The 23896-nt window shown below is 35.1% G+C and carries 19 protein-coding genes and 1 tRNA gene; 12 read left to right on the top strand and 8 right to left on the bottom strand.

What is annotated here, in order from left to right:
* Window positions 1-226: 226 nt before the first annotated feature.
* Window positions 227-2167, top strand: a complete 1941-nt coding sequence (gene priA / locus Megvenef_RS00350) for a replication restart helicase PriA (RefSeq protein ID WP_322776025.1) — start codon at window positions 227-229, stop codon at window positions 2165-2167.
* A 117-nt stretch (window positions 2168-2284) separates the two neighbouring features.
* Here the strand turns inward: priA and Megvenef_RS00345 are convergent, their stop codons facing one another.
* The 3 genes from Megvenef_RS00345 to Megvenef_RS00335 all read right to left on the bottom strand — a co-directional run bounded on the left by Megvenef_RS00345 (window position 2285) and on the right by Megvenef_RS00335 (window position 4914).
* Window positions 2285-2500, bottom strand: a complete 216-nt coding sequence (locus tag Megvenef_RS00345; protein ID WP_322776024.1) for a hypothetical protein — start codon at window positions 2498-2500, stop codon at window positions 2285-2287.
* A 112-nt stretch (window positions 2501-2612) separates the two neighbouring features.
* Window positions 2613-3824, bottom strand: a complete 1212-nt coding sequence (locus Megvenef_RS00340; RefSeq protein WP_322776023.1) for a multidrug effflux MFS transporter — start codon at window positions 3822-3824, stop codon at window positions 2613-2615.
* A gap of 94 nt (window positions 3825-3918) precedes the next feature.
* Complete coding sequence (locus tag Megvenef_RS00335; protein ID WP_322776022.1) at window positions 3919-4914, bottom strand: Mrp/NBP35 family ATP-binding protein; 996 nt, start codon at window positions 4912-4914, stop codon at window positions 3919-3921.
* A gap of 79 nt (window positions 4915-4993) precedes the next feature.
* Between Megvenef_RS00335 and hflK the strand changes: the two genes are divergently transcribed.
* From hflK to Megvenef_RS00310, 5 genes are all read left to right on the top strand, one after another.
* A complete protein-coding gene (gene hflK, locus Megvenef_RS00330; RefSeq protein WP_322776021.1) occupies window positions 4994-6049 on the top strand; it encodes an FtsH protease activity modulator HflK in 1056 nt (351 codons plus the stop codon).
* A gap of 13 nt (window positions 6050-6062) precedes the next feature.
* Window positions 6063-6920, top strand: coding sequence for a protease modulator HflC (gene hflC, locus Megvenef_RS00325; protein WP_322776027.1), 858 nt, complete (start codon window positions 6063-6065; stop codon window positions 6918-6920).
* Window positions 6921-6928: 8 nt separating this feature from the next.
* Window positions 6929-8356, top strand: coding sequence for a Do family serine endopeptidase (locus Megvenef_RS00320; RefSeq protein WP_322776020.1), 1428 nt, complete (start codon window positions 6929-6931; stop codon window positions 8354-8356).
* 197 nt (window positions 8357-8553) lie between these two features.
* Window positions 8554-9336 carry an oxygen-dependent tRNA uridine(34) hydroxylase TrhO gene (trhO, locus tag Megvenef_RS00315; RefSeq protein WP_322776019.1) on the top strand — a complete coding sequence of 261 codons (783 nt, stop codon included), beginning with the start codon at window positions 8554-8556 and terminating at the stop codon, window positions 9334-9336.
* A 45-nt stretch (window positions 9337-9381) separates the two neighbouring features.
* Window positions 9382-9999 (top strand): helix-turn-helix domain-containing protein, encoded by a 618-nt coding sequence (locus Megvenef_RS00310; RefSeq protein WP_322776018.1) that lies wholly within the window; start codon window positions 9382-9384, stop codon window positions 9997-9999.
* A 40-nt stretch (window positions 10000-10039) separates the two neighbouring features.
* On the opposite strand, the gene miaA is transcribed toward Megvenef_RS00310, so the two are convergent.
* Complete coding sequence (miaA, locus tag Megvenef_RS00305; RefSeq protein WP_322776017.1) at window positions 10040-10969, bottom strand: tRNA (adenosine(37)-N6)-dimethylallyltransferase MiaA; 930 nt, start codon at window positions 10967-10969, stop codon at window positions 10040-10042.
* Window positions 10970-11220: 251 nt separating this feature from the next.
* A complete protein-coding gene (gene thyX, locus Megvenef_RS00300; RefSeq protein ID WP_322776016.1) occupies window positions 11221-12144 on the bottom strand; it encodes an FAD-dependent thymidylate synthase in 924 nt (307 codons plus the stop codon).
* 114 nt (window positions 12145-12258) lie between these two features.
* Between thyX and Megvenef_RS00295 the strand changes: the two genes are divergently transcribed.
* Both Megvenef_RS00295 and Megvenef_RS00290 read left to right on the top strand, forming a co-directional pair.
* Entirely contained in the window at window positions 12259-13548 is a 1290-nt protein-coding gene (locus Megvenef_RS00295; protein ID WP_322776015.1) for an HlyC/CorC family transporter, read from the top strand.
* Between the two features lie 99 nt (window positions 13549-13647).
* Complete coding sequence (locus tag Megvenef_RS00290; RefSeq protein WP_322776014.1) at window positions 13648-15480, top strand: cytochrome c-type biogenesis CcmF C-terminal domain-containing protein; 1833 nt, start codon at window positions 13648-13650, stop codon at window positions 15478-15480.
* 31 nt (window positions 15481-15511) lie between these two features.
* Here Megvenef_RS00290 and Megvenef_RS00285 read toward each other — a convergent pair whose 3' ends face one another.
* The 3 genes from Megvenef_RS00285 to Megvenef_RS00275 all read right to left on the bottom strand — a co-directional run bounded on the left by Megvenef_RS00285 (window position 15512) and on the right by Megvenef_RS00275 (window position 18722).
* Window positions 15512-15970 carry a response regulator gene (locus tag Megvenef_RS00285; RefSeq protein WP_322776013.1) on the bottom strand — a complete coding sequence of 153 codons (459 nt, stop codon included), beginning with the start codon at window positions 15968-15970 and terminating at the stop codon, window positions 15512-15514.
* Window positions 15960-18470 (bottom strand): ATP-binding protein, encoded by a 2511-nt coding sequence (locus Megvenef_RS00280; protein ID WP_322776012.1) that lies wholly within the window; start codon window positions 18468-18470, stop codon window positions 15960-15962. The genes Megvenef_RS00285 and Megvenef_RS00280 overlap by 11 nt, the downstream gene beginning before the upstream one ends.
* A gap of 176 nt (window positions 18471-18646) precedes the next feature.
* Window positions 18647-18722 (bottom strand) — tRNA-Ala (locus Megvenef_RS00275).
* Between the two features lie 142 nt (window positions 18723-18864).
* On the opposite strand from Megvenef_RS00275, the gene Megvenef_RS00270 reads away from it, so the two are divergent.
* From Megvenef_RS00270 to topA, 4 genes are all read left to right on the top strand, one after another.
* Window positions 18865-19581, top strand: coding sequence for a hypothetical protein (locus Megvenef_RS00270; protein ID WP_322776011.1), 717 nt, complete (start codon window positions 18865-18867; stop codon window positions 19579-19581).
* 64 nt (window positions 19582-19645) lie between these two features.
* The gene (locus tag Megvenef_RS00265; protein ID WP_322776010.1) at window positions 19646-20248 is read left to right on the top strand and encodes a peroxiredoxin; all 603 of its coding nucleotides are present in this window, start codon (window positions 19646-19648) and stop codon (window positions 20246-20248) included.
* Between the two features lie 6 nt (window positions 20249-20254).
* Window positions 20255-21403, top strand: coding sequence for a DNA-processing protein DprA (gene dprA / locus Megvenef_RS00260; protein ID WP_322776009.1), 1149 nt, complete (start codon window positions 20255-20257; stop codon window positions 21401-21403).
* 7 nt (window positions 21404-21410) lie between these two features.
* The gene (gene topA / locus Megvenef_RS00255) at window positions 21411-23741 is read left to right on the top strand and encodes a type I DNA topoisomerase (RefSeq protein ID WP_322776008.1); all 2331 of its coding nucleotides are present in this window, start codon (window positions 21411-21413) and stop codon (window positions 23739-23741) included.
* Window positions 23742-23896: the final 155 nt, after the last annotated feature.

Here is a 23896-nt window from a genome sequence, read left to right as displayed (position 1 = left end):
CCATAGAAGCTTTGTTGGTAATTATAAATCTGGGGTTTGGTATTACCTCAACATATCCTCAATTTCTTCTGTCTAGTGCATGATGATAACCATATCTAATTTGTCTGACTACTTTACTAATCATATGACTTACAATATTGTTATACCGATTCTCATTTAATCTGAGATTGGGTATTTTAGTACCTGCTTATACTAGATAAATCTAGACAATCAAACGTGTGATAGCATGCAAGTGATCAAAGTATTAGTGCCGATAGCGGGTATGTTTCCTCTGGATTATACCACTGATACTATGTATGAAGTCGGAGACTTGGTTATAGTACCATTTCGTAATAAAGAAATTACTGCAATAGTGTGGGAAATAAATTGCCCGAAGCCATCGAGAGTGCTTAGGTCTGTGATAGGAAAATGCGTTTTTGCTGCTAGGTTGCCAGAGTCAACATTATCAATGATAAAAAGAGCGAGTAGTTATTATCTTGCTGAGCTTGGCAGCGTAGCAAAATTGGTGTTACCAGTTGATGTTAATCAGTTACCAATTAAGATTAAAGATCAATCGATGAGCTTTGATCAGTCATTGCCACCTCTATCGCTGGAACAACAAGAGGTATTAGCTAAGCTTGAAAATAGTAAAATCCCTATATTGATAAAAGGCGTTACTGGTTCTGGTAAAACAGAAATATATTTCCATGCTATAATGAATTACCTAAAATCTGGGAAGCAGGCGTTAATAATGCTTCCAGAGATTTCTTTGAGTCAGCAAATTATTTCTAGATTTACCCAAAGATTTGGATTTGAACCAGTAATCTGGAACTCCAAGGTATCAAAAGTGCAGAAAAAGAGAATACTTCGAGGAATTATTACTGGAACAGTAAAAGTAGTAATTGGTGCTAGAAGTGCTTTATTCCTACCTTATAAGAACCTTGGTATTATTGTTGTTGATGAAGAACATGATAGTTCATACAAACAGTTTGAAGGTGTATTGTACAATGCAAGGGATATGGCTGTGCTTAGAGGAGCGATAGAAGGTTGTCAAATTGCGCTTGTGTCTGCAACGCCATCAATTGAGTCATTGTATAACTCCAGGATTAACAAATATCAGTTAATAGAACTTAAGGATAGGTATAACCAAGCAATTCTTCCAGAAATACAAATTATTGATATGAGACAGGAGTCACTGAGTAAAAATAGTTGGTTATCTACTAAAGTTGTAAAAGCAATCAAGTTGACTTTAGAAAAAAAACAGCAGGTTCTCATTTTCTTAAATAGAAAAGGTTATGCACCTTTGATATTGTGCAAAGCTTGTGGATATAGGGCAAGTTGTAAATCTTGTTCTGCTTCAATGGTTTTGCATAAAGAAACCAATCGCCTTGAATGTCACTATTGTGGAAGTGTTTCTTCTATTCCCTCATCCTGCCCAGATTGTACTCAAAGTGATAGTTTAATATTATGTGGGCCAGGTATTGAAAGAATAGCTGAGGAAGTAATTAATTTATTTCCTAGTTCTAAAACAATTGCAGTTAGTAGAGATCAATCATCATTTGATGGAAAGATGGAAGAGTTGCTAAAAGCAATGGAAAATGGTGAAATAGATATCTTAATTGGTACACAAATTATTACTAAGGGTTATCATTTTTCCAAGCTAACTTTGGTGATAGTGGTTGATGCAGATGTTGGATTTGTTGGAGGTGACCTTCGGGCATCAGAACGTACATTTCAATTATTAAACCAGGTAGGTGGGCGAGCTGGCAGAGAAAGTATAAAAGGTTTAGTGATGTTGCAAACATATGTTCCTGATCACAAAGTAATAGGGGCATTTGTGAATAATAAAGAAAATGATTTTTTTGAAGAAGAGCTTGAGTCGAGAAGGATCGCCGTAATGCCGCCATTTGCCAGAATAGCTGCTATAACGATTACTGGTAACAACTCAAACAAGACAAAAGAAATGGCAAAAAAGTTTTTGTCTTTTGCTCCTAGAAGCGATGTGAGAATATTAGGGCCAGCAGAGGCGATGATGTATAAATTATCAGGAAAATATAGGTATAAAATACTAGTAATAGCTTTAAGAGATTTTAATTTACAAAAATATTTAAAATTATGGAAAGATTCTGCTGAGATTCCGTCGAGCTTTCAGGTTAAAATTGATATTGATCCGCAAAGTTTATTGTAGTTATAACTGAAAATGAAATGAATTGTTCTAGATAGAAATAGTGACAATTCATCATTAATTATTGGATTTAATGATGAATTGTTATTTTGTGCAGTGCCATTTTTTTTTGATGGCACTTTAGCCCCATAGATCTGAATATTCCTCAATCAAGGATATTAAGCCCTGAGGCATATCACCCAGATATGGCGCAAGAACTTCCGTACGTAACAGTTCATCTATTAACACTACTTCTCCAATATCGTATATAGGTTGGAATGTTGCTCCACCAGGTGCACCTGCGCCAGGTGTATGATTATTATCATGATAATTAGATAAACTCGGACTCTTTGCCATAAATACCTTCCTAAAATTAAACACTAACTTATATCTATACTAACGTTAAATGTTAGTACAAATATTAAGTTAACATTAACATTAATAAATTGCAAGTATCTTTTTATACTAATTACGAAAAGTACATTTCATCTGTTTCTCGTGTTTTCATAACTATAAGCTCAAAAATAATCCAGGCAGCTATAGATGTAAATATAAATACAATAGATAATGAGTAGGGGTTTTTAGTTAAGAAAAATGAACTTAACCATCCAATGATAACCCCGCCGCCAAGTTGTATAAAACTGTAAAGAGCTCCGGCACATCCTGCGATAGTTCCAAATGGTGCAAATGCTCCGGCAAAACTATTGGGCCAAATCAAGGTTGTCCCAAACAAAAATACGAATAAAGAAAGCATAATAGAAAGCAAAGTTTGGCCGTATATGTAGCTAGATAAAGCTATTATCACGCCAGATAAAAACATCAAGCCCCAACCTAAACGTAGCATTGAATAAGTACCAAGGCGAGCCACCATTTTACCATTAAAAAACCCAGCTAGAGCCATAGATGTTCCGCCTAGAAACAAATTTATTAACCCAAACGTTGTGGCTGTTATGCCTAGATTATCAATCAATAAAACGGAACCCAGTACAAACCAGGAAAAAAATGCTCCATATGTTAAAAATGTACAGAATGCATAACCCATGAATATAGGGCTTGATAACAATTGACCAAATGCATTCACAAAAAAATTAATATTAAATCGGTCTTTATGGTGGCTAGTGCTTGTTTCATGCAGTACAAACCATACTAACAACAGGGTTACCAGAGAATAAATAGTAACAGCAAGGAAGGATGCTCTCCACCCAAAGTAACTTTCTAAATAACCACCTAAAGCTGGAGATGCAGCTACAATAAATACCATAATAATCCCTAAGTAGCCTCCATATTTAGATATTTGCGTACTATTAAAGGAATCTCTGAATATAGAACGCCATAAACACGCGCAAGCTCCAGCTCCGCTTCCCTGAACAAAGCGCCCAATTAGTAATAGGTTGATATCTGGTGCATAAAGACATATTACACTACCAATAAACATAATTACTAATCCAATTGTGAGTGGGATGCGCCTACCAATGATTTCTGATAGAGGTCCGTATATAAGTTGGGAAATAGATACTCCCAACATAAAAATAACCATACTGTTTTGAATATTGTATATTGGTACACAAAAATCTTGAGCCATGTTTAAAAATGATGGAGTATAAATATCTGAAGCAAAACCAGTTAAGCATGCAACAAGTATCATAACACTTAGAAGTTTCAGGCGTTTAAGTTCTATCATAAGTAGTCATCTCCTCTTATATTTAAACAGATGTTACATTAACCAAAAGCAATGCAAATTGATTTCAAATCCAGCGGTTATAGTAAATTCAGAATTATGGTAATTTTATTGTATCAAGCAGGTATGAGAATTGGCTTAAGTCGGCGCCTGCGTCACAAGCTATAGATATTCTTGGGTCGATTGGAAGTTTTGTTAAAAGATCCAAATTGTGGTCAGAAGCTATCTTGTTACCACCGTCTCCTGTAAAAATTGATATGCTTTCTCCTGTTTTGGGAATTACGTAATAGCTCATATTCTCTATGACTCCTAAAATTGGCACATTGAATTTTTTATATAAACTAACTGCCCTGCTGACATCAATTTCTGATATTTTTTGGGGGGTGGTTACCATGATTACTTGGTCTATAATATAATTCTGCAAAATACTTAAGTGAATGTCACCGGTACCGGGTGGCGAATCTATTATTAAGTAATCAAGTTTGCCCCAGTTTGTTAAAGATAATAGCTGATATATTGCTTTACTAACCATAGGCCCTCGCCAACTGATTGAAGCAGATGGTTCTGTCAAAAAGCCGATAGAGTTAACAACGATGCCATAATTCTCCAGTGGAACCATCTTGTTATCATCAAGCTCAGGCTTACCTTTTAGAGAAAAAAGATGCGGTATCGATGGGCCATAAATATCAGCATCAACAATTCCAACCTTCTTGCCATCAGCTTTTAACTTGTGCGCAAGAAGGGATGCAATCATAGATTTACCAACACCTCCTTTTCCTGAAGCTACGAGTAAAACCTTTCCAACGCCCTCAATCTGTATTTTTGCCTTTTCATTAGATGCGCTTTGATTTTTGCGAGTACTGGTTAGTACTACGCTAATTTTTTCAAAATCAGTAGTTTCTTGTATTGCTTTAATGATTTGTGCTCGAATTGACTCTGCTTCAGCAAGTTCGATTCCAGAAATATCTAAAGAAAAGCCTACATTTGAACCATTTACAATGATATCAGAAGACCTGGACTGCACGGTTGTGCCGTCTGATAAAAGTAAATTGGCGCGTATCTCGTTAATTCTATTGGACTTAGTGATTGTCATGCTTGCAAATTTTTCTAACTACAATATATTAATATAGGTTGGTTTAAGTTTTTCAAAATACTAAATTACAGTTTTGTAGATGATAAATAAAATATACGGGCAAATTTTTAAAAAATCTCCTTGGGACAATTTTGAACAAGAAGATAATGTGTTTACTAAAAAAAGAAAAGATCAATTTAATTTGAATAATTTTCAGTTTAATTTTAGTGCTAAAACTGTTGTTGCAATAGCAGCTATTATTTTTGCTTTATGGCTTGGTTCTGGGGTTTATGAGATAGAAGAAGGTGAGCAGGCCATTGTTGTTAGGTTTGGTAAATTTAATAGAGTGGGATATGCTGGGCTAAATTATCATCTTCCTTCTCCTATAGAAATGATTATCAGAGAAAAAGTTGATCAGTCTAGGCGGGTAGAAGTCGGTTATCGTTCAACTGGTCGCGCCCGGATAGGTGGTGCTGTTTCTGCAACAGATGTAAAAGCTGAAAGTATAATGCTTACTGGCGATGAAAACATTATCGGATTACATGTTGACGTCATGTGGCATATCAATGACTTGTCAAAATATGTCTTTAACATTGTAGATCCACAAGAAACTGTTAAGGCTGCGGCACAAAGTGCAATACGTGAAGTAATAGGCAATACCCCAATTTCAGCTGTTCTTTCTAATAAAAAACAAATGATTGCAGATAAGGTTGAGCAACTGATGCAGCACATCCTTGATCAGTATGAATCTGGTGTAATGATAGAGCAAGTAAAACTGCTTAGGGCTGAGCCACCTGAAGAAGTGATAGCTGCGTATCGTGATGTTCAGACTGCCAAAGCTGACAAGGAAAAAGTTATAAATGAATCAGAAGCTTATAAAAATGATGTGTTACCAAGAGCTAGAGGTGAGTCTGAAAAAATTGTTCAAGAAGCAGAAGGGTACAGGGCTGAAGTAATATCTAAGGCAGAAGGTGATTCGGCTAGATTTGATGCTGTGTATAATCAATATTATGCGAACAAAGAAGTGACTAGGAGTAGGTTATACTTAGAGACAATAGAATCAATATTACAAGATTCAGATAAAGTAATTATGGGAGGCGAAGGTATGTTACCTCATATGTCAGTACAACAAAAAGACTCATTAGAAAACAAATAGATTAATGATAAATATGAATAAATTGTATATAACGGCCATAGCTTCATTTTGTTTAATTATAATTCTAGCTGGTGCGCTCTTTACCGTTGATCAGAAAGAGATCGGTGTAGTATTCCAGTTTGGTGAAGCTGTAAGAATTGTTGAAAGTCCTGGCCTGAACGTTAAAGTGCCTTTTATTCAAAATGTACAATTTTTGGACAAACGAATTTTGAATGTTAGCGCAGAGGAAAAAGAGTTAACGGCTTCTGATGAAAAAAGGCTTATCGTAGATGCTTTTGCTAAATATAAGATAACCGAACCTGTAATGTTCATTAAAACGGTTCATAATTATTCTGGTGCTAATTTGCGTTTGAATAAGATTTTAGAATCGGCAATGAGAACCGTGATTGGTCGATTCCCTCTTAATACTTTGCTTACAGAGCAACGAGCAAATCTTATGCAACAGATTAGGGATCTGGTTCATAAAGAAGCAGCCTTGTTTGGTATAAAAATCATTGATGTTAGAATCCTAAAATCTGACTTACCAACTGAAAATAGTGATGCTATTTATCAGAGAATGAAGACAGAAAGGTATAAAGAAGCAAAGCAAATAAGAGCAGAAGGTGCAGAAGAAGCAGCAAGAATAAAAGCAAGAGCGGATAAAGAGAATAAGATTATCTTAGCTGAAGCTTATATGAAGGCTCAAAGAACTAAGGGTGATGGAGATGCAGATGCAGCTAAATTGTACAATATAGCTTACTCTAAGGATCCAGAGTTTTACAAATTCTATCGTTCATTAGTTGCCTATAAATCGTCTCTTAGCAAAGAGAATACACAATTTGTTTTGTCTCCTAAGGCTGAATTCTTTAAATACTTACAAATTGGCAAATAAATATTAGTATGAAAATCATAAAGGTACTTACATTTATTATTTTTGGATTACTCTGCGAAGTTAAGGCTATAGCTGTTATACCTGTGCAAATGACTAGTTTCGCAGATATTATAGAGCCTTTGATGCCTACGGTTGTTAACATATATACTGTCAAATACAACAATCAAACTAACCAAAAAGGGGCGGTGTTACCCGAAATATTACCTCTTGAAAAGTTCAATGATTTTTTTGAGCAATTTAATGTTCCGTTTTCTTTTGATGAGTTATATAGCAGTAAAAGCGCATTATCTTTAGGGTCTGGGTTTATCCTAGATGAAGATGGTCATATAATTACCAACGATCATGTGGTTACTGGCTCTGACGAGGTGCATGTAAAACTTTCCGATAATACAGAAGTTCCAGCAAAAATTGTTGGTACTGATCCCAAAACAGATCTTGCTTTGCTTAAAATTGATGTAAAGCAAAAATTACCATTTGTGTCTTTTGGAGACTCTAGCCAAACTAGGATTGGAGATATAGTGATTGCTATCGGCAATCCACTTGGTTTTGGTGGAACGGTGACAACTGGTATAATATCTTCAAAGGGAAGGGATCTTGGAATGAATCAAGATGAGTTAGTTGATGACTTTATTCAGACTGACGCTGCGATTAATACGGGAAATTCTGGTGGGCCATTATTTAACCTTGAGGGCAAGGTTATTGGTTTGAACACTTCTGTTCCAGATATTAATGGTGGAACAAATATTGGTATTGGATTCGCCATTCCTTCTAACACGGTGCAAGATATTACGAACCAGTTGAAAGAGAAAGGCAAGATTAGCCGAGGAAGGCTTGATATTGCTGTACAGCAGGTAACCAAAGAACTAGCGGAAGCTTTATCGCTTAGTAAGACCTATGGTGTACTAGTTGTTAGTGTTCGTTCTGGAGGATCTGGTGCCAAGGCTGGTTTGAAGCGGGGCGATTTGATTACAGAATTTAATGGAAAAATAGTTTTGAATTCTAGAAAATTACAACTTTTTGTTGCTGATTGTCATATTGGTGAGAAAGTTAAATTAACAGTTATTAGAGATGGCAACCCGTTGACTTTGGTTGCTCAAATAGTTGACCTTGAGCCTCAGGAAGAAGAGGCGTTGCCAATAGAATCAACAAAGGAAAAAGCAGGTGTTGTGTTTAGTAATATTTCACCAATGGTTATTACTAAATTTGGACTGGAACAAGATAGTAAAGGTGTAGTAGTTACAGAAATAAGTTCCGAAGAGATAAATTTTGACTTGCGTATAGGTGACCTGATTATGGCTATTAATCAGGAATATATCAATGATGTTGAGCAATTTGATAATGTTTATGAAAAGATGAAAAGTGGTAATAAAAAGAACGTAGTGCTTCTTGTAAAACGGCGTGAGTTTACTATGTTTGTTGCGTTACCAATAAAATAAATTACCTATCTTCCCCGATTAATTTAAATAATTAAATTTAGCAGAATTTTGTATCCTTACTTATAAAACAAGGTATCTAATTGCTGCTGAAATTTAATTATTTAAATTATTGGAAAAAATCTGATATAGTAGCATTTCAAAATGCTGAAGCAAAAAAATAGTTTTTTAATATAGATTAATTCAGAACAAGACAAAAAATGAATGAAAACAATAAAATTGCTGTATTAAGTTTTTATAGTTTTACCAACATAGAAGATCCGGCGATCTTGTTACCAAAAATTTTATTAGTAACAAAGAAAAAATATGTTCGAGGCACAGTGCTTGTTGCTTTTGAGGGGTTTAATGGCTCGATCTCAGGATCAGAAGAGAATGTGATATTTGTGATGGAAGAGATTAGAAAAATAACTGGTGCCCAAGATATTAATATAAAAATTAATTACTGTGATGAACAGCCATTTTCTAGAATAAAAGTAAAAATAAAGGAAGAGATTGTGGCCCTCAAATTCGGTAAGTTAGATGTTGAGAGGTTGAAAGGCGAGTACGTTGAAACTTGTGATTGGGATAATTTTATTAAGGGCGGTGATGTTATAACTATCGATACTCGTAACGATTACGAAGTAAAGGTAGGAACATTTGAGGGGGCGGTAGATCCAAAAACCAAGACGTTTAGAGAATTTCCCCAGTGGGCAATGAGCAATATGGATTTATTAAAGGACAAAAAAGTTGCGATGTACTGCACTGGTGGTATTAGATGCGAGAAATCTACTGCGTTGCTTCGAAAGTTGGGCGTAGAGAAAGTATATCACTTAAAAGGTGGAATTTTGCAATATCTTGAAGATACAAAAAATATCAATGGCACTTGGCAAGGAGAATGTTTTGTTTTTGATGATAGAGGAGCTGTTTCATCATCTCTTGATCCGTCAGAGGGATTTTGGGTAGAGGATGGACAGACAGCAAAAGGTGTCAGTTATAATAAGTGAATATTCTGGTTTGGGTATTATGAATTTATAGTATATTAAACTAACATGGAAGGACATAATTTTAGCCCTAGAATTGTTATTGTAGTAAGTAATGATTCATTTATTTATGAAGCTCTGGTTGATAATATTAATTGTAAAATTGAATTAGTTGATACAGGGTTCAAAGACTACATAAATTCTCTTGGTAAAGTGGATGTATTGATCGTTGATAAATTGCTTTCTGGACATGAGATTCCTATCTTTCGAGTGGATATATTGATCAATTGTACAAAGAATAAATTATCGCAAAATGAGATATATTTTGCTAAGCCATTTAAGTTAACTGACCTAATTGATACTATTGAGAGAAATCAAGATGGAAAAAATTTGTTTTGTAGTATTAACAAAGACTGGGTGTATAGCCACCAGCTAGGAAGACTTTCTTCTGCAGAGAAGTCTATTTTCTTAACGGATAAAGAAAATGCACTGTTTCAGAAATTATTGTGTATAGATGGCCATTTAGCTGAAAAAGATTATCTTCGGCATGAGGTATGGAATTATCATCAAGATACGGAATCTAATACTGTTGAAACACATCTTTATAAATTAAAACAAAAACTTCCTTCGGGTCTTTTGGAAATAAAAAATTCTGGTTGTTTCCTTAGTATCGACAATTTGAAATAATTTAAATCAGTATTGCTTGCGTGAAAGTTGTTTGAAAAATTTATGATTTTAAAAAGGAAATGGTATTACTCGTTGATGAGATGTATTCAGCAAAATTACTAAATTTTATTACTCGCTTTTCTTTTATTTGATTATTAAACCAAGTGCACTGCCGTTTTGCATATTGTCTAGTTTTTGCTAAAGCAAGGTCAATTGCTTTTTCTTTAGTAATTTCTCCCTTTAGGTAGCTGATAATTTCTGATACTCCAAGTGCTTTCATGGCTGTTGTGTTAAGGTTATTATATTGTTGATGAACTGCTTTAATTTCTTCGATAGCTCCCTCTTCTAGAAGTGCCAAAAAACGATTATTACAAGTTTCGTAAAGGAAACTCCGTTCTGGCATCAATACTGTCACATCAAAGTCAAAATCTGGTAAAGGAAGTAGGTTTCCTTGAGCCTGATAGTACAAAATGGATTTACCGGATTGTTTTATTACTTCGTAGGCCCTAAGAACTCTTTGCGTATCACCAACGTTAAGTGTTTTTGCGACTTCAGGATCTATTGTTTTTAGAAGGTCAAAAAATGTTTCTGAACCTAGCTCCTTATGAAGAGATCTTGCCTGCGATCGTATTTGGTTATTGATATCTGGTATTGAGCTAAAGCCGTATATAAGCATATTTATATACATGCCACTTCCACCAACAATTATAGGTAATTTACCTCTATTTGATATTTCCGAAATGGCACGACTAGCAGAAGTTGCATATTTTGCTGCTGAAAATTCAGTATCAATATTTAGAAAGTTATATAAATGGTAAGGCAGATCTTGTTTTAGTTTTTGAGATGGTGAAGCCGTAATAATTGGCAATTGTTGATATATTTGCATTGAATCAGCATTGATAATCTCACCGTTGTTTTTGCGTGCAAGTTCATGAGCAAAATTAGTTTTACCACTGGCCGTGGGGCCGCAAATTATAACTGCTTTTTTCACACAAGTTACTATTGGTTATATTAATTATATAATAACAAGTCATGATCAAGAGCACACTACGTGTCATACTGAACTTGAGCTGGCTACGCATGCCTTCGGCCCAGTATCTTTTTCTATCTCATGAGATACCGGATCAAGTCCGGTATAACACGTAGCATTGACTAGATACCGGATCAAGTCAGGTATGACAGCTGTTGGTAGACTGTAATATAAAACTTTTTTATCATTTCCTAGGTTATGTTAACTAAATGCTAGGGTTTTAAGTTTACCATAAGTTCATCCCACTCTCTTTTGCTCATGCCACTCGACTCTTGATCGATTTTTTTACCATCAATCATCTGACGAATAACTTCCATACCCTTTCTAGAAATTGAGGTAGCATACATTTTGTGTTCCTCAAAGGCTTCATATGCATAGGGTACCCAAGCTTTAACTACATCAAGCATAGCTTGTGCATAAACTCTGATTTCATACTGAGCATGAGGATCTGCTCTCAGCGCAAGAAAATGTAGTAAATTATGCAGATTAATTTTCCAATACCATTCGGTATATGTATTAAGTGTGAGGTTGATTCTAGCTAGCTCTCTGGTAATACCTATATTATTTTCATCAATAACATTTCCTGACTCGTCTTCGTTCATCATTTCGACATAATGATTATAGCAATTTATGGAATCGTTTTTTATTATGGATAAAACTCTATCAGCTACTTCACTAGGTAGTGTATCGGTACTTCGACCTTGTTTATTTATTGTCGATTGTGGACTTAAGTTTGCTTTCTCAGGAACATAAAATTCATTGCTTAGTATAGAATAACGTGCTGAATACTCATTTACACTAGCGGTTCTGTGGCGAATCCATTGTCTTGCAATAAATATTGGTAATTTAATGTGAAATTTTATATCGCACATTTCAAATGGCGTAGTATGTCTGTGTCTCATAAGGTAATTGATGAGACCTTTGTCTTGAAGGCTTTTTTTTGTGCCTCTACCATATGATACCCTGGCAGCTTGTACGATTGAACTGTCATCGCCCATATAATCCACTACTCGGATAAATCCGTGATCAAGCACTGGGATCGGAGAGTACAAGAGCTCTTCGATAGCTTGTACCGTTGCTCTTTTTGTTATATTTTTAGTTTGTAAAAGCTCCTGAAGCTCATCGTTTTTTGCCATAGAATTAATTCCTTTGCTAGATATTTGGAGGTATTCGATAAAATTTCTTGTCAAGGGCAGATGATATCAATTAAATTGGAATTCAGTAACTGATTTTTTAAAAAAAATAAATTAATGACGATAATTGTTGTATCTTTCGTTATCTGCTTGCTTTGTTTAGCAGGTTTGATCTCTGCAGCTGAAACTGCTATCACCGCTACTTCTCCTGGACTTATTCAGAAACTTAAATCCGAAGGAAATAAAAAAGCAGAATTGTTGCTTGGGATCTTGAAAATAAAAGAGAAAGTAATCAGTACGCTTCTGATTGGTAATAGTATTGCCAACACATTATGTACCACTATTTCAACGGGAATATTTATTGAGATTTTTGGAGATGATTTGGGGACAATAATTTCCTCTATTGTAATGTCATTTATGATTATAGTTTTTTCTGAAGTGGTGCCTAAGGCTATTGCAGTTGTAAAATCCGAAAAAATAGCGTTACTTGCTACTCCTATCTTACTTGTAGTATTGAAAATATTGGAACCAATTAATATTTTGCTTTCGTATATTACTAAAGGGTTCTGTTTTATCTTTCGTATAGATCTGAATAAAAAAATATCAGCAGAAGATGAGGTGCGCGGGGTAATCGAACATCACATGCATGAAGGAAATGTATACAAAGATGATAGAGATATGCTGGGTGGGATTCTTGATATTAGAAATATGGCAATTGGTGATATTATGGTCCATAGAAGTAAAATTATGGCTATTGATATTGATACTCCAACTGAAAAAGTAATAAAAACTGTGTTTAGCTCCAGACATAGTCGTTTTCCATTTTGGCAAGGAAATAGTGATAATATAATTGGCATACTCCATGTTAAAGATTTAATGAATAAAATTCATCAATCTAAGCAAGGAACAAATGAAATAAATATAAGAGCTTTGCTTAGTACTCCTGTGTTTCTACCGGATAATTCTTTGGTAGTGCAGCAGCTTCATATGTTTAGAGAGGGGCAAACACATCTAGCTTGTGTGGTTGATGAATATGGAGATTTACAAGGTATTGTTACTATGGAAGATATTTTAGAAGAGATTGTTGGTCAAATTTATGACGAGCATGATTTAGCCAAGCAGAAGGTTACTAAATTATCAGACAACGTATTTATGATTGATGGTTCAGTACCAGTGAGAGACTTGAATCGCGAGTTAAATTGGCAAATACCAGAAACTGATGCTACAACTATTGCTGGATTTATTATTAATAAAATGGAAAAAATTCCTAATCAGGGCGAGTATTTAATCAGTAAAGATTTAAAAATGATTGTAAAAAAGAAATTTGATAATCGAATTAAGACTATCAAGGTGATTGTTATGACAGATGGTGTAGATCAAGAAGGCGATGAAAATCATCAAGACTAACCAACCAAATCAATTTTACATAGATCCCTGCCTGCTCCATAAGCAGAGGTTCAACACTTTCTTTTGTAAAAATTTTTATCTATCACTTAGGTTCCTAGTATGATTAGTCTATTGGGGCACTTACTGTTCTTCACGATGTTGATAACTTCTTCTGCTTCAATTGTGATAAAGGGGCGAATTAAGCTTTATAGTTTCTTCTTGAGTTGTTTGTTGCCATTCTTAAGTTTTATATTACTTATTATAGGTTTTGTTAAATCTGATTTTGGGTTAAGGAATGTATTTCTCAATTCCAGCACTGAACTACCTCTCATTTATAGGATTGCAGCTAGCTTTGCTAGCCATGAGGGGTCCATTCTGCTTTGGGATAGTTTGCTAGGCCTGGTTAGTCTTACGTATATTTATTGTGCAAAAATTACAAAAGAAGCAAAAGAATTTGGTGTAGTTATTTTCGCTTTCATCCAAGTGCTTTTTGTTAGTTTTATAATTTTTACATCCAATCCATTCGATGCGTTTTCGTTTGTGCCGTCAGAGGGGTTAGGACTTAATCCGATGTTACAAGATGTAGCTCTATCAATTCATCCGCCGATTCTATATCTCGGTAATATCTGTTATGCGGCAATATTTACTAGTGCCTTGATATTATTATATAGACCAGAGGAAACAAAAAATATACTTCTATTAACTAAAAGGTTTTCTGCGTGTGCTCTAATGTTATTAACTATTGGAGTTGGGCTTGGTTCTTGGTGGGCATACAGAGAGCTTGGTTGGGGTGGATACTGGTTTTTTGATCCTGTAGAAAATATATCTGTTTTACCTTGGCTTTCAGGTATTGCTTTGCATCATTTTTTAATTATTTTCGAACAAAGAGGTAAATTCCTTAAATGGATAATCATATTATCTATTTTAAGTTTTCTGTTGATTCTATACGGTACGTTCATTGTCAGGAGCGGTATAATTTCTTCTGTACATTCTTTTGCTTTTTCACCCGAGAGAGGATTATTTATTTTTTTAATATGCATAGCTTTGACCGTTCTTAGTTTTGCTTGGTTTTTTCTAAACCAAAAAAATGTGAATAGTTTGCGTCTGCCGGAGAAAAATAAGGAACTTTTAGTTTTGCTTGGTAATATATTTTGGCTGATAGCCCTAGGCGTTTTGGTGGTTGCGCTAATTTATCCTATTTACTGTGCGCTTGCGCTTGAAATCGATGTAGTAATAGATCCAAGGTATTTTTATACGGTATTTATCCCAATTTTTATACCAATCATATTTTTGGCCGCTATAACTCCTCATATTGATAAAAAACTGATGATTAAGCGAATAGTGGTTTTTATCTTAAGTGTGCTAGGTGTAATATTTATTTGCTTAAAAATAGAATTGGGTGTGGTATCTACGGCTATCTGTTTTGTATCAATTTTTTTGATGTTACACATGATAGAGTATATTTTTGTTGAATCTGGCTACTTTAGCAATCACATATCTGCTAAAAAATACGCTTTATTTTTAGGTCATTTTGGTTTTGGGTCCCTTGCTTTAGCAGTAACGTTGAATTGTGTATTATCACGTGAAGTTGAATTTACTGGTAAAATTGGTGATGAGCGCAGCGGGCAAGATTTAAGTATAAAACTTGAGGATATAAAATTTTCTGAAGGCGTAAATTATTACAGACAGATTGCGGTATTTCGTATTGAAGATAAGAATAATAACGTTGTTATATTGAAACCAGAAAATAGATTATACAAAATTGAAAAAGCACTTTCACAAGAGGTGGATATTTTTTCTTTTATTTTTCATGATTTGTATGCCGTGCTCAGTCAAATAGATAAAAACACGATACATGCAAAAATATACTATCAACCAATGATAAGCTTTATTTGGTTATCTATTTTAATTATTGCTCTTGGATTCTCTATTTCAACTATGAAGCTTAGGTAGTTTTGGTAGTAAGGATTATTTTAATCGAAAATTAGGATGTGTAAGTTATTTCTTTTCCATAAAAAGGAAATTTATTAATATGACAATAAGTATTTAATATATTAGTGAGCTCCTTAAGGTTTTCCTTTACAATATATCCAGCAATACTGAGATCATATGTCTGCATTAGGTCTTTATTACGCGCGGAAGTAGTCAACATAAATACAATATTTTGTTTTAAAGTTTCATGGTTGCGCAGCTTTCCTAGCAGCGTAATACCATCCATGCGAGGCATATTAATGTCTAATAATATAATGCAGGGCTGGGTTAATTTTATTCTTCCATTTTGTCCACATAGCATTTCTAGTGCTTCGACACCATCACTTGCTTTATGCAAGGGATTGGTAATATAAGCTTTTTTAAAGGCCCGCTGAACGGCTTCTATATCAATCTCGTTATCGTCTACTATTAAAATATCGATAGGCTGCTTAACTACATGATTAATTGACATAACTTTGCTCATTTGGGTCTATTAATTTTTGCCAAGTAAATTGGAATAAAGAACCATGGCCTAGTTCTGATGTTACTGTTATCTCTCCTCCATAATTAGTTACTATTTTTTTCACTAGTGCTAATCCCATACCAGTTCCCCCTGTCGGCATGTGTGGCTTTAAAGTTTGGAACATATTAAAGATATTTTGGTGATATTCTTGGGCAATTCCTGGCCCATCATCTCGTACATTAAAGATATATTTAGTCTCATTTTCTTCTATACTTACCTCAATAGTACCAACCTCTTTGTCATGGTGTTTAATCGCATTATGGATAAGATTGTATAGAGCTTGTTGGAGCGGTGCCAGCTGAATATATAGCGGTTTGAATTTATCAACTATTTTTACTAGGAATTCTTTTGGGGGATCAATTAGTGCAATAATATTGTCTATAAGCTGGTTACTATTTATTATTTGATTATTTTGCTCTAGCTTGTAGTCTATGCGCGAATATTCCAGAACATCGTCCAGCAATTTCTCCATGAAGTGTACTTGGTTACGTAATTTTTCCATATATTCCTTAGTTGTACCACTTACTAATCCGGCTAAATCTTCTTCTATCCACTGAGATAAGTTATCAATCACTCGTAGCGGTGATTTTAAATCATGAGCAGCAGCGTATGCAAAACGTTCCAACTCTTGATTGGATATGCTCAATTGCTGTATAAGCCCTTCATGCTCAGCAATTCTTTTTCTACGTTGGGTAATAAGCCGTTCCACTTTAACGCATAATTCTTCTGTAGAAAAAGGTTTGTTGATATAATCCTGCACCCCTTCTTTCAGTAACCCAATCTTTAACGCGTTGTCCATTTTAGCGGTAAGCATTAATAGGGGAATATTTTTAGTTTCGGGATGAGCTAAAAGAGCCAGTGCCAGCTCCTCTCCGTTCATCTCAGGCATCATTACATCGCTTATAATAAGGTCAGGTAATTGTCTTAAAGCTTTTTCCAATCCATCCTTACCATTATAAGCTGTTTCCACACGATAGTTAAGAGAGGACAGTATCTGGGTAAGAAAAATATTCATATCATAATTGTCTTCAACGACCAATATCAATTCTTTATGCTTTGTATGAGTACGTGGTAATATTGCTTTTGTTCTTTTAGTGTCGTAATTACCGAATTCAGTAACGAAAAGTTTATCAATTTTAGTATCATTTGCTTTAGGATCTTTGGCAACAGTGAAGCCAATCGGTGCCTTAATTGGTAGGGTAACTATAAACTTTGCCCCCCCTTTTGCACTATCAACTACTTTAATGTTACCTTTATGAAGCGTAACGAATTCTTTTACAATCGCAAGTCCTAAACCAGTTCCTCCTTTGTAGCGGCGACTACTTTCGTCAATCTGACGGAATCGTTCGAAAATGATTTCTCGCATGGATATTGGAATTCCAGGCCCAGTATCACAAACAGTAAATATAGCTTTATTTCCCGCCTTTTGCACTTGCAAGTCCACCTTGCCCCCAGTTGGAGTAAACTTTAAAGCATTGGAAAGTAAATTAAGTAGGACGCGTTGTAACTTCGATTCATCTACGTCAGCGTGAAGAGAAGAAGGAATATTAACCGTAAAATCAATTTTTTTCTCCTTAGCAAAAAATTCAAAGTTAGAAGCCAACTGGACAGTTAGCTTAGCTAGATTGACGTTGGCATATTCCGTAACCATTTCTTTAGATTCTAGTTTGGCAATATCTAGTAGGTCATTTACGTGCTTTAACAGCAGTTGCGCATTACGCTCAATTATTTCCAAATTATTATGTTCTTCTTCTGAAAATGAAGTTGAATTAAGCAACTTTACTATAGGTCCTAGAATAAGCGTTAAGGGAGTGCGTAATTCGTGATTAATATTAGCAAAAAAATTCATCTTTAGTCGATCAAGTTCTTTTGATTTGTCATACATTTCTGCAAGAGTTTTATTTGCTTGCTTTAGCTTGTTATTAGTTTCAGAGATTTGCTGTGCTCGTACATAAACTTCAGCCTCCATTCGCTCGGTAATAGTGCGTAGTGCTTCATTCTCTTTTACTTGCTTATGCCCCTGTTGTTTTAGTTTTATAAAATCAGTAACATCTTCGACGCGGTGGATAATATAAATAATATCTCCTTTTTCATCCAAAATTGGTGTGTTTAAAGGGCTCCAGTAACGTTCCTCGAATCCATTGCCTTCTCGTGTCGGGATATCATATTTTTGTACCGGCATCGTATCTTCCCTACGGTTTGCAAGTACTCTTAGTAGGGAAGCTTTTAAATTACGTACTCCAGTTGCTTCAGGATCATCCGGGTTATCAGGAAATACTTGGAATATACCGCGCCCCAATATTTCTTCTCGATTAGTTTGACTTGCCTTTAAATAAGCGTTGCTTACTTCAACAATAGTAAAAGTTTTTGTTAAAATGAGATAACAGTCAGGTACTGAGTCAAACAGCATTTGATAATTTATAGGTGTATGAGCTGGTTCTATTATCATAATGAATTTAAGTGTAATACTATTCATATTCATATTATAGTGCAAAATAAATCATACTTGAAATTGCGCGTCAATAGGTGTAAATCAACCAATAGCATTACTAATCTGAAGTTTAGGTATCATGCTAAATTCATTTTGAGCAAGCTTTATGAAAGAATATTGTTCGAAATAAGAAATGGTGGAGCCAGGGGGAGTCGAACCCCCGACCTTTTGCATGCCATGCAAACGCGCTACCAACTGTGCTATGACCCCAAACCAATGCTGAAATTAAAAGTACAAATCCTATTTGTCCAATTTAATTTGGTAACCGGTTTCAGAAGTATAATAAAATATAGTTTTTTTGCAAGGTGATTTGTGGTATTTCATGTAGTGGACAAGTTGCTCGAATTAAATAATGAAAGAAGAAAAACATAATAATCTTAATAAGACTTTCGCAAGACGCATAGCTAGAAGCCTTACAGATATAAATAAAAGAGCAATAAAAGAAGTGTTACCTGGTTGTTTATTTAGCAAAGAACGCTTACTTACAAGGGTATTTCATAAACAATATCTTGAAATTGGGTTTGGTATGGGTGAGCACTTTATTAACCAGCTCAAGCATAATCCATTATCTTTATATATTGGCGCGGAAGTGTTCATGAATGGGGTAGCAAATGTGCTCAAACAAGTGGGTTATATAAAGAATAGTAGTAATAATCCGCAGTTTACCGCTAATACAGATGGTCAGGAAAATTTTTTGATTTGGCCGGATGATGTGGATTTAATTATAGCTCAAATACCATCCTCATCGCTTGATGGAATATATGTATTATTTCCCGACCCGTGGCATAAAAGGCGTTATTTGAAAAAGCGATTGTTGAACGACACTAGATTGGCTAATTTAAAAGATAAACTAAAAGACGGTGGGTTCATATCATTTGCCTCTGACATTGAAGACTATTTTTTATATGTAAAACAGCTATTTACAGAAAATGGTAACTTTATAATTCAAAATAAAGATCACTCCCTTCCTCATGAAGGTTACGTAGAAACCAAGTATCATAAGAAAGCAATTAAAGGAGGAAGAGTAGCACAATTTATTACTGCAACCTATCAAAAAAAGGGTGGTTGATTTCGTAAAATATTGTTTGTATTATCCCAGGTAAGTTAAATTTATAATTTATGGAGTTTATTATATGAATCCTTTTATCGGAAAACCTGCCCCAGATTTTGAGGCAAAAGTTGTGATGCCGGATAATAGTATTGTTGCTGATTTTAATCTAAAAAAATATTTAAAAGGTCATAAAGGGATTTTATTTTTCTATCCTCTGGACTTTACTTTTGTTTGCCCTTCCGAAATCATTGCTTTTAATAATAGATTAGGTGAGTTTTCTACCAGAAACACAAAAGTAATAGCTGTTAGTGTTGACTCGCATTTTTCTCATCATGCATGGAAAGCAATGCCAGTGAATAAAGGTGGTATTGGAAACATTCAGTTTCCATTAGTATCCGATTTAAAGAAAAGCATTTCTACAGCATATAATGTTTTGAACGAAGATGGTGTTTCTTACAGAGCTACTTTTTTAATTGATGAAGGGTTCAACATTAGACATTTTCTGGTTAACGATTTGCCGCTGGGAAGAAATGTGGATGAAACCCTTAGAATGATTGATGCTTTAGAACATTATAGTACTCATGGAGAGGTTTGTCCAGCTGGGTGGAAAAAGGGCGATCAAGGAATGAGCCCAACCCATCAAGGTGTTTCTGATTACTTAACATCAAATGCAGAAAGGTTATAGCTATAAATGCTAGGTAATCTTTTTGTTCACGATAAATCTCCTAATTATTCTGAGGAGACAATTGATATTTTGCGCTTAATTAGAAGCGAGAATGTAGGGCCAAAAACTTTTTTTCATCTAATAAAGCTTTTTGGTTCTGCTGGTAAAGCTCTTGAAAATATTGGTCAATTTTCTGTTAAAGGCGGTAGGTCGAAGCCAATTACTGTATTCTCGCGATCTGAGGCAGAGAAAGAGATAGATGAGTTAAAAAAAGTTGGTGCATATCTACTCACGTATAAAGATTTTAATTACTCTTCGTTGCTTATTCAAATTCATGATTTTCCTCCTGTACTATGCTACAAGGGAAATATAACGCTGCTTAATTCTGAGAAAGTTATCGCAATTGTTGGTGCAAGAAACAGTTCAATTAACTCACGCTCCTTTGCATCGAAAATTGCCAAGGAATTGGTAGGTGAGGGGTATATTACAGTATCAGGTCTTGCAAGAGGAATTGATACTGCAGTTCATGAAGCAAGTGTAAACAGCACGATTGCTGTAATTGCTGGCGGTATAGACCATATTTATCCTCCTGAAAACAAGGGTCTGTTTGAACGGATTGCTAGTAATGCCCTGCTATTAGCAGAGTTGCCTGTTGGGTCAAAACCTCTTTCTCAGCACTTTCCTCAGAGAAACAGGATTATATCTGGGTTAGCACTTGCTACTGTGGTTGTTGAAGCTAGCCTTAAGTCTGGTTCGCTCATTACCGCAAATTATGCTCTTGAGCAGAACAGAGAAATTTTTGCTGTTCCTGGCTTTCCATTAGACCCTAGATGTATGGGTACGAATAAATTGATCAAAGATGGTGCATATTTGCTTGAATCAAGCGCGGATATCATTTCTAACATGGTAACATACGATAAATTGAAAAAATCTCTTGAAGAAACGCAAAACTCTAGCAATAATTTCAAACTTCCGATAGGGGATAATAATTTAGAAATCAAAGACGTTGATAGACAAGTGGTAATCAGGCTGCTTTCGTCGTCGCCTGTAACATTTGAGTTGCTTAGTAACGAGACAAAGTTGCCTTTGCCAGTAATTTATACTATATGTCTTGAACTTGAGCTTGCTGGGAGAATTGCAAGGCATGTCGGTAATAAGATTTCGCTAATATATTGAATTTTTTATGAAACTAGTAATTGTTGAGTCGCCCGCAAAAGCGAAGACGATAAATAAATATCTCGGTAATCAATACAAAGTTATTGCTTCATTTGGGCATATTCGTGATTTGCCATCAAAGAATGGTTCAGTGCTACCAGAAGATGGTTTTGCAATGAAATATGAGATTTCTGATAAGTCCAGTAAGTATATTAATGAGATTATAAAACTAGCAAAACAAGCTGATGAAGTCTATCTGGCAACAGATCCTGATCGTGAAGGTGAATCGATTTCATGGCATGTGGCCGAAGTTTTAAGAGAAAAGAAAATTATTAAAGATGATACGAAGTTTAAGCGAATTGCATTTAATGAAATTACAAAAAAAGCTGTTTTAGCAGCAGTTGCTAATCCAAGGATAATTGATATAGACTTGGTTAACGCTCAGCAAGCAAGGCGTGCACTTGATTATCTAGTTGGGTTCACTTTATCTCCTATTCTATGGCGTAAATTACCTGGATGTAGGTCGGCTGGGCGAGTACAGTCTGTAGCGCTGCGTATTATTTGCGAAAGGGAAGATGAAATAGAGCGCTTTAAAACTCAAGAATATTGGGATATTGGTCTTGATATGCTAAATAGCAAAGGTGATCAATTTACGGCAACGTTGTCCGCCGTTGATGGGAAAAAACTTGATAAATTCTCTATAGCAAATGAAGAATCGGCTGATAAAATTGTAAATAGGTTAAAAGGACAGGACTTTAAGGTTTCATCGATCCAAAAAAAGCAACAAAAGAGAAATCCATCAGCGCCTTTTATCACCTCATCTTTGCAACAAGAAGCGTCAAGAAAATTAGGTTTTGGTGCTAAGAAGACCATGCAGATTGCTCAGAAATTGTACGAAGGAATTGATATTGGTGGTGAAACTGTAGGTTTGATCACTTATATAAGAACTGATGGGGTAACTTTGTCTAGTGAAGCAGTTGATAATATCAGGTCGTTGATTCAAGATAAATATGGTAGTAAATATCTGCCGCAATTGCCAAGAATTTATAAATCTAAGTCAAAGAATGCTCAAGAGGCGCACGAAGCTATACGTCCTACAGATATGTTGTTAATACCAGAAAGTTTATCAAGCGAGTTAGATAAAGATCAGCTGAGGCTTTATGATCTGATTTGGAAGCGTACAATGGCTTGTCAAATGGAGTCTGTTTTAATCGATATGGTTGGAGCTGATTTGGTTAGTGATGATAATAATTTTACAGCTAGAGCGACTGGGTCTACGATTGCTTTTGATGGATTTTATAAGATTTATCAAGAAGGTATAGATGATGGAAAGGATGAAGAAAATAAAATGTTACCGCCTTTGTCTGAAGGTGAGTCTATAGATACAAAAAAAATCAAGCCAGAGCAGCATTTTACAGAAGCTCCGCCAAGGTATTCAGAAGCTAGCCTAGTTAAACGATTGGAAGAACTCGGCATTGGTCGCCCTTCTACTTATGCGTCAATTATATCGGTCCTTCAAGATAGGAAATATGTAGAGATAGAGAAAAAACGTTTCCATCCAACAAATCTTGGTAGGCTAGTTACGGTATTTTTAATTGGTTTTTTCACTAAATATGTTGAATATGATTTTACAGCTGACCTTGAAACTGATTTGGATGAGGTTGCTGAAGGTAAAAGAAATTGGCTAAGCTTATTAAGTGATTTTTGGCTTGGTTTTAACGAAAATGTAGGAAAAGTTAGCGAGCATAAAATTGCTGATGTAATTGATTATGTAGAAAAATCCCTAGATTTTCATTTATTTGGTGAGCAAGGTACCAAGAAGTATGAAGAAAACAAAAAATGCCCGTCATGTTCTAATGGAGCTTTAAGTTTGAAATTGGGCAAGTATGGAGCTTTTCTAGCTTGCAGTAATTACCCAGATTGTACATACAAAAAAACCGTATCAAAAACGGAAGAAGGAGGAGAGGAAGGTTCTATTGCTCAGGTTGATAATACCAAAGAGCTTGGGTTAGACCCAAGTGGGCAGATGGTATATTTGAAGAAGGGGCCTTATGGTTGGTACGTTCAACTAGGTGAAGTCGTTTCGAAGAAAGAAAAACCTAAGCGTAGTCAATTGCCTGATGGAGTAAAGCCCGAGGACTTAACTTTGGAGGTGGCAGTAAAGCTACTTAATTTACCAATGTTGCTTGGCAAACATTCCGAATCTGGCGAAGAAATTCATATGGGAATAGGTAAATATGGACCATATGTAAAATACATGGGCAAGTTTACTTCAATACCAAAAGCCATTGATCCATTCTCTGTGAGTCTAGCTGAAGCTGAAGAGATAATTGCTAGTAAGGGTAAAGGTAAGAAGTAGAGTCGTTGTAAGCGAATTGCTTGTTGTCTACTAAGAGTTTGAATAAAATTCCATTTATGCAACAAACCGACGATAGTTCTTTTTGAATCACTTTATCAAAAGTTCTAAATTTATAACTTTGGTTCTTCTCTTCATTGTTGAAGGGGCATAATGTA

The organism is Candidatus Megaera venefica, from assembly GCF_034554655.1.
Taxonomy (GTDB): Bacteria; Pseudomonadota; Alphaproteobacteria; order Rickettsiales; family Rickettsiaceae; genus Megaera_A; species Megaera_A venefica.
This window is presented reverse-complemented; position numbering and strand designations above follow the sequence as displayed.

What these genes read in the sequence shown, in the direction of transcription:
- priA (WP_322776025.1), top strand. Translation starts at nt 227, where the DNA reads ATGCAAGTGATCAAAGTATTAGTGCCGATAGCGGGTATGTTTCCTCTG.
- Megvenef_RS00345 (WP_322776024.1), bottom strand. Translation starts at nt 2,500, where the DNA reads ATGGCAAAGAGTCCGAGTTTATCTAATTATCATGATAATAATCATACA.
- Megvenef_RS00340 (WP_322776023.1), bottom strand. Translation starts at nt 3,824, where the DNA reads ATGATAGAACTTAAACGCCTGAAACTTCTAAGTGTTATGATACTTGTT.
- Megvenef_RS00335 (WP_322776022.1), bottom strand. Translation starts at nt 4,914, where the DNA reads ATGACAATCACTAAGTCCAATAGAATTAACGAGATACGCGCCAATTTA.
- hflK (WP_322776021.1), top strand. Translation starts at nt 4,994, where the DNA reads ATGATAAATAAAATATACGGGCAAATTTTTAAAAAATCTCCTTGGGAC.
- hflC (WP_322776027.1), top strand. Translation starts at nt 6,063, where the DNA reads ATGAATAAATTGTATATAACGGCCATAGCTTCATTTTGTTTAATTATA.
- Megvenef_RS00320 (WP_322776020.1), top strand. Translation starts at nt 6,929, where the DNA reads ATGAAAATCATAAAGGTACTTACATTTATTATTTTTGGATTACTCTGC.
- trhO (WP_322776019.1), top strand. Translation starts at nt 8,554, where the DNA reads ATGAATGAAAACAATAAAATTGCTGTATTAAGTTTTTATAGTTTTACC.
- Megvenef_RS00310 (WP_322776018.1), top strand. Translation starts at nt 9,382, where the DNA reads ATGGAAGGACATAATTTTAGCCCTAGAATTGTTATTGTAGTAAGTAAT.
- thyX (WP_322776016.1), bottom strand. Translation starts at nt 12,144, where the DNA reads ATGGCAAAAAACGATGAGCTTCAGGAGCTTTTACAAACTAAAAATATA.
- Megvenef_RS00295 (WP_322776015.1), top strand. Translation starts at nt 12,259, where the DNA reads ATGACGATAATTGTTGTATCTTTCGTTATCTGCTTGCTTTGTTTAGCA.
- Megvenef_RS00290 (WP_322776014.1), top strand. Translation starts at nt 13,648, where the DNA reads ATGATTAGTCTATTGGGGCACTTACTGTTCTTCACGATGTTGATAACT.
- Megvenef_RS00285 (WP_322776013.1), bottom strand. Translation starts at nt 15,970, where the DNA reads ATGTCAATTAATCATGTAGTTAAGCAGCCTATCGATATTTTAATAGTA.
- Megvenef_RS00280 (WP_322776012.1), bottom strand. Translation starts at nt 18,470, where the DNA reads ATGATAATAGAACCAGCTCATACACCTATAAATTATCAAATGCTGTTT.
- Megvenef_RS00270 (WP_322776011.1), top strand. Translation starts at nt 18,865, where the DNA reads ATGAAAGAAGAAAAACATAATAATCTTAATAAGACTTTCGCAAGACGC.
- Megvenef_RS00265 (WP_322776010.1), top strand. Translation starts at nt 19,646, where the DNA reads ATGAATCCTTTTATCGGAAAACCTGCCCCAGATTTTGAGGCAAAAGTT.
- dprA (WP_322776009.1), top strand. Translation starts at nt 20,255, where the DNA reads ATGCTAGGTAATCTTTTTGTTCACGATAAATCTCCTAATTATTCTGAG.
- topA (WP_322776008.1), top strand. Translation starts at nt 21,411, where the DNA reads ATGAAACTAGTAATTGTTGAGTCGCCCGCAAAAGCGAAGACGATAAAT.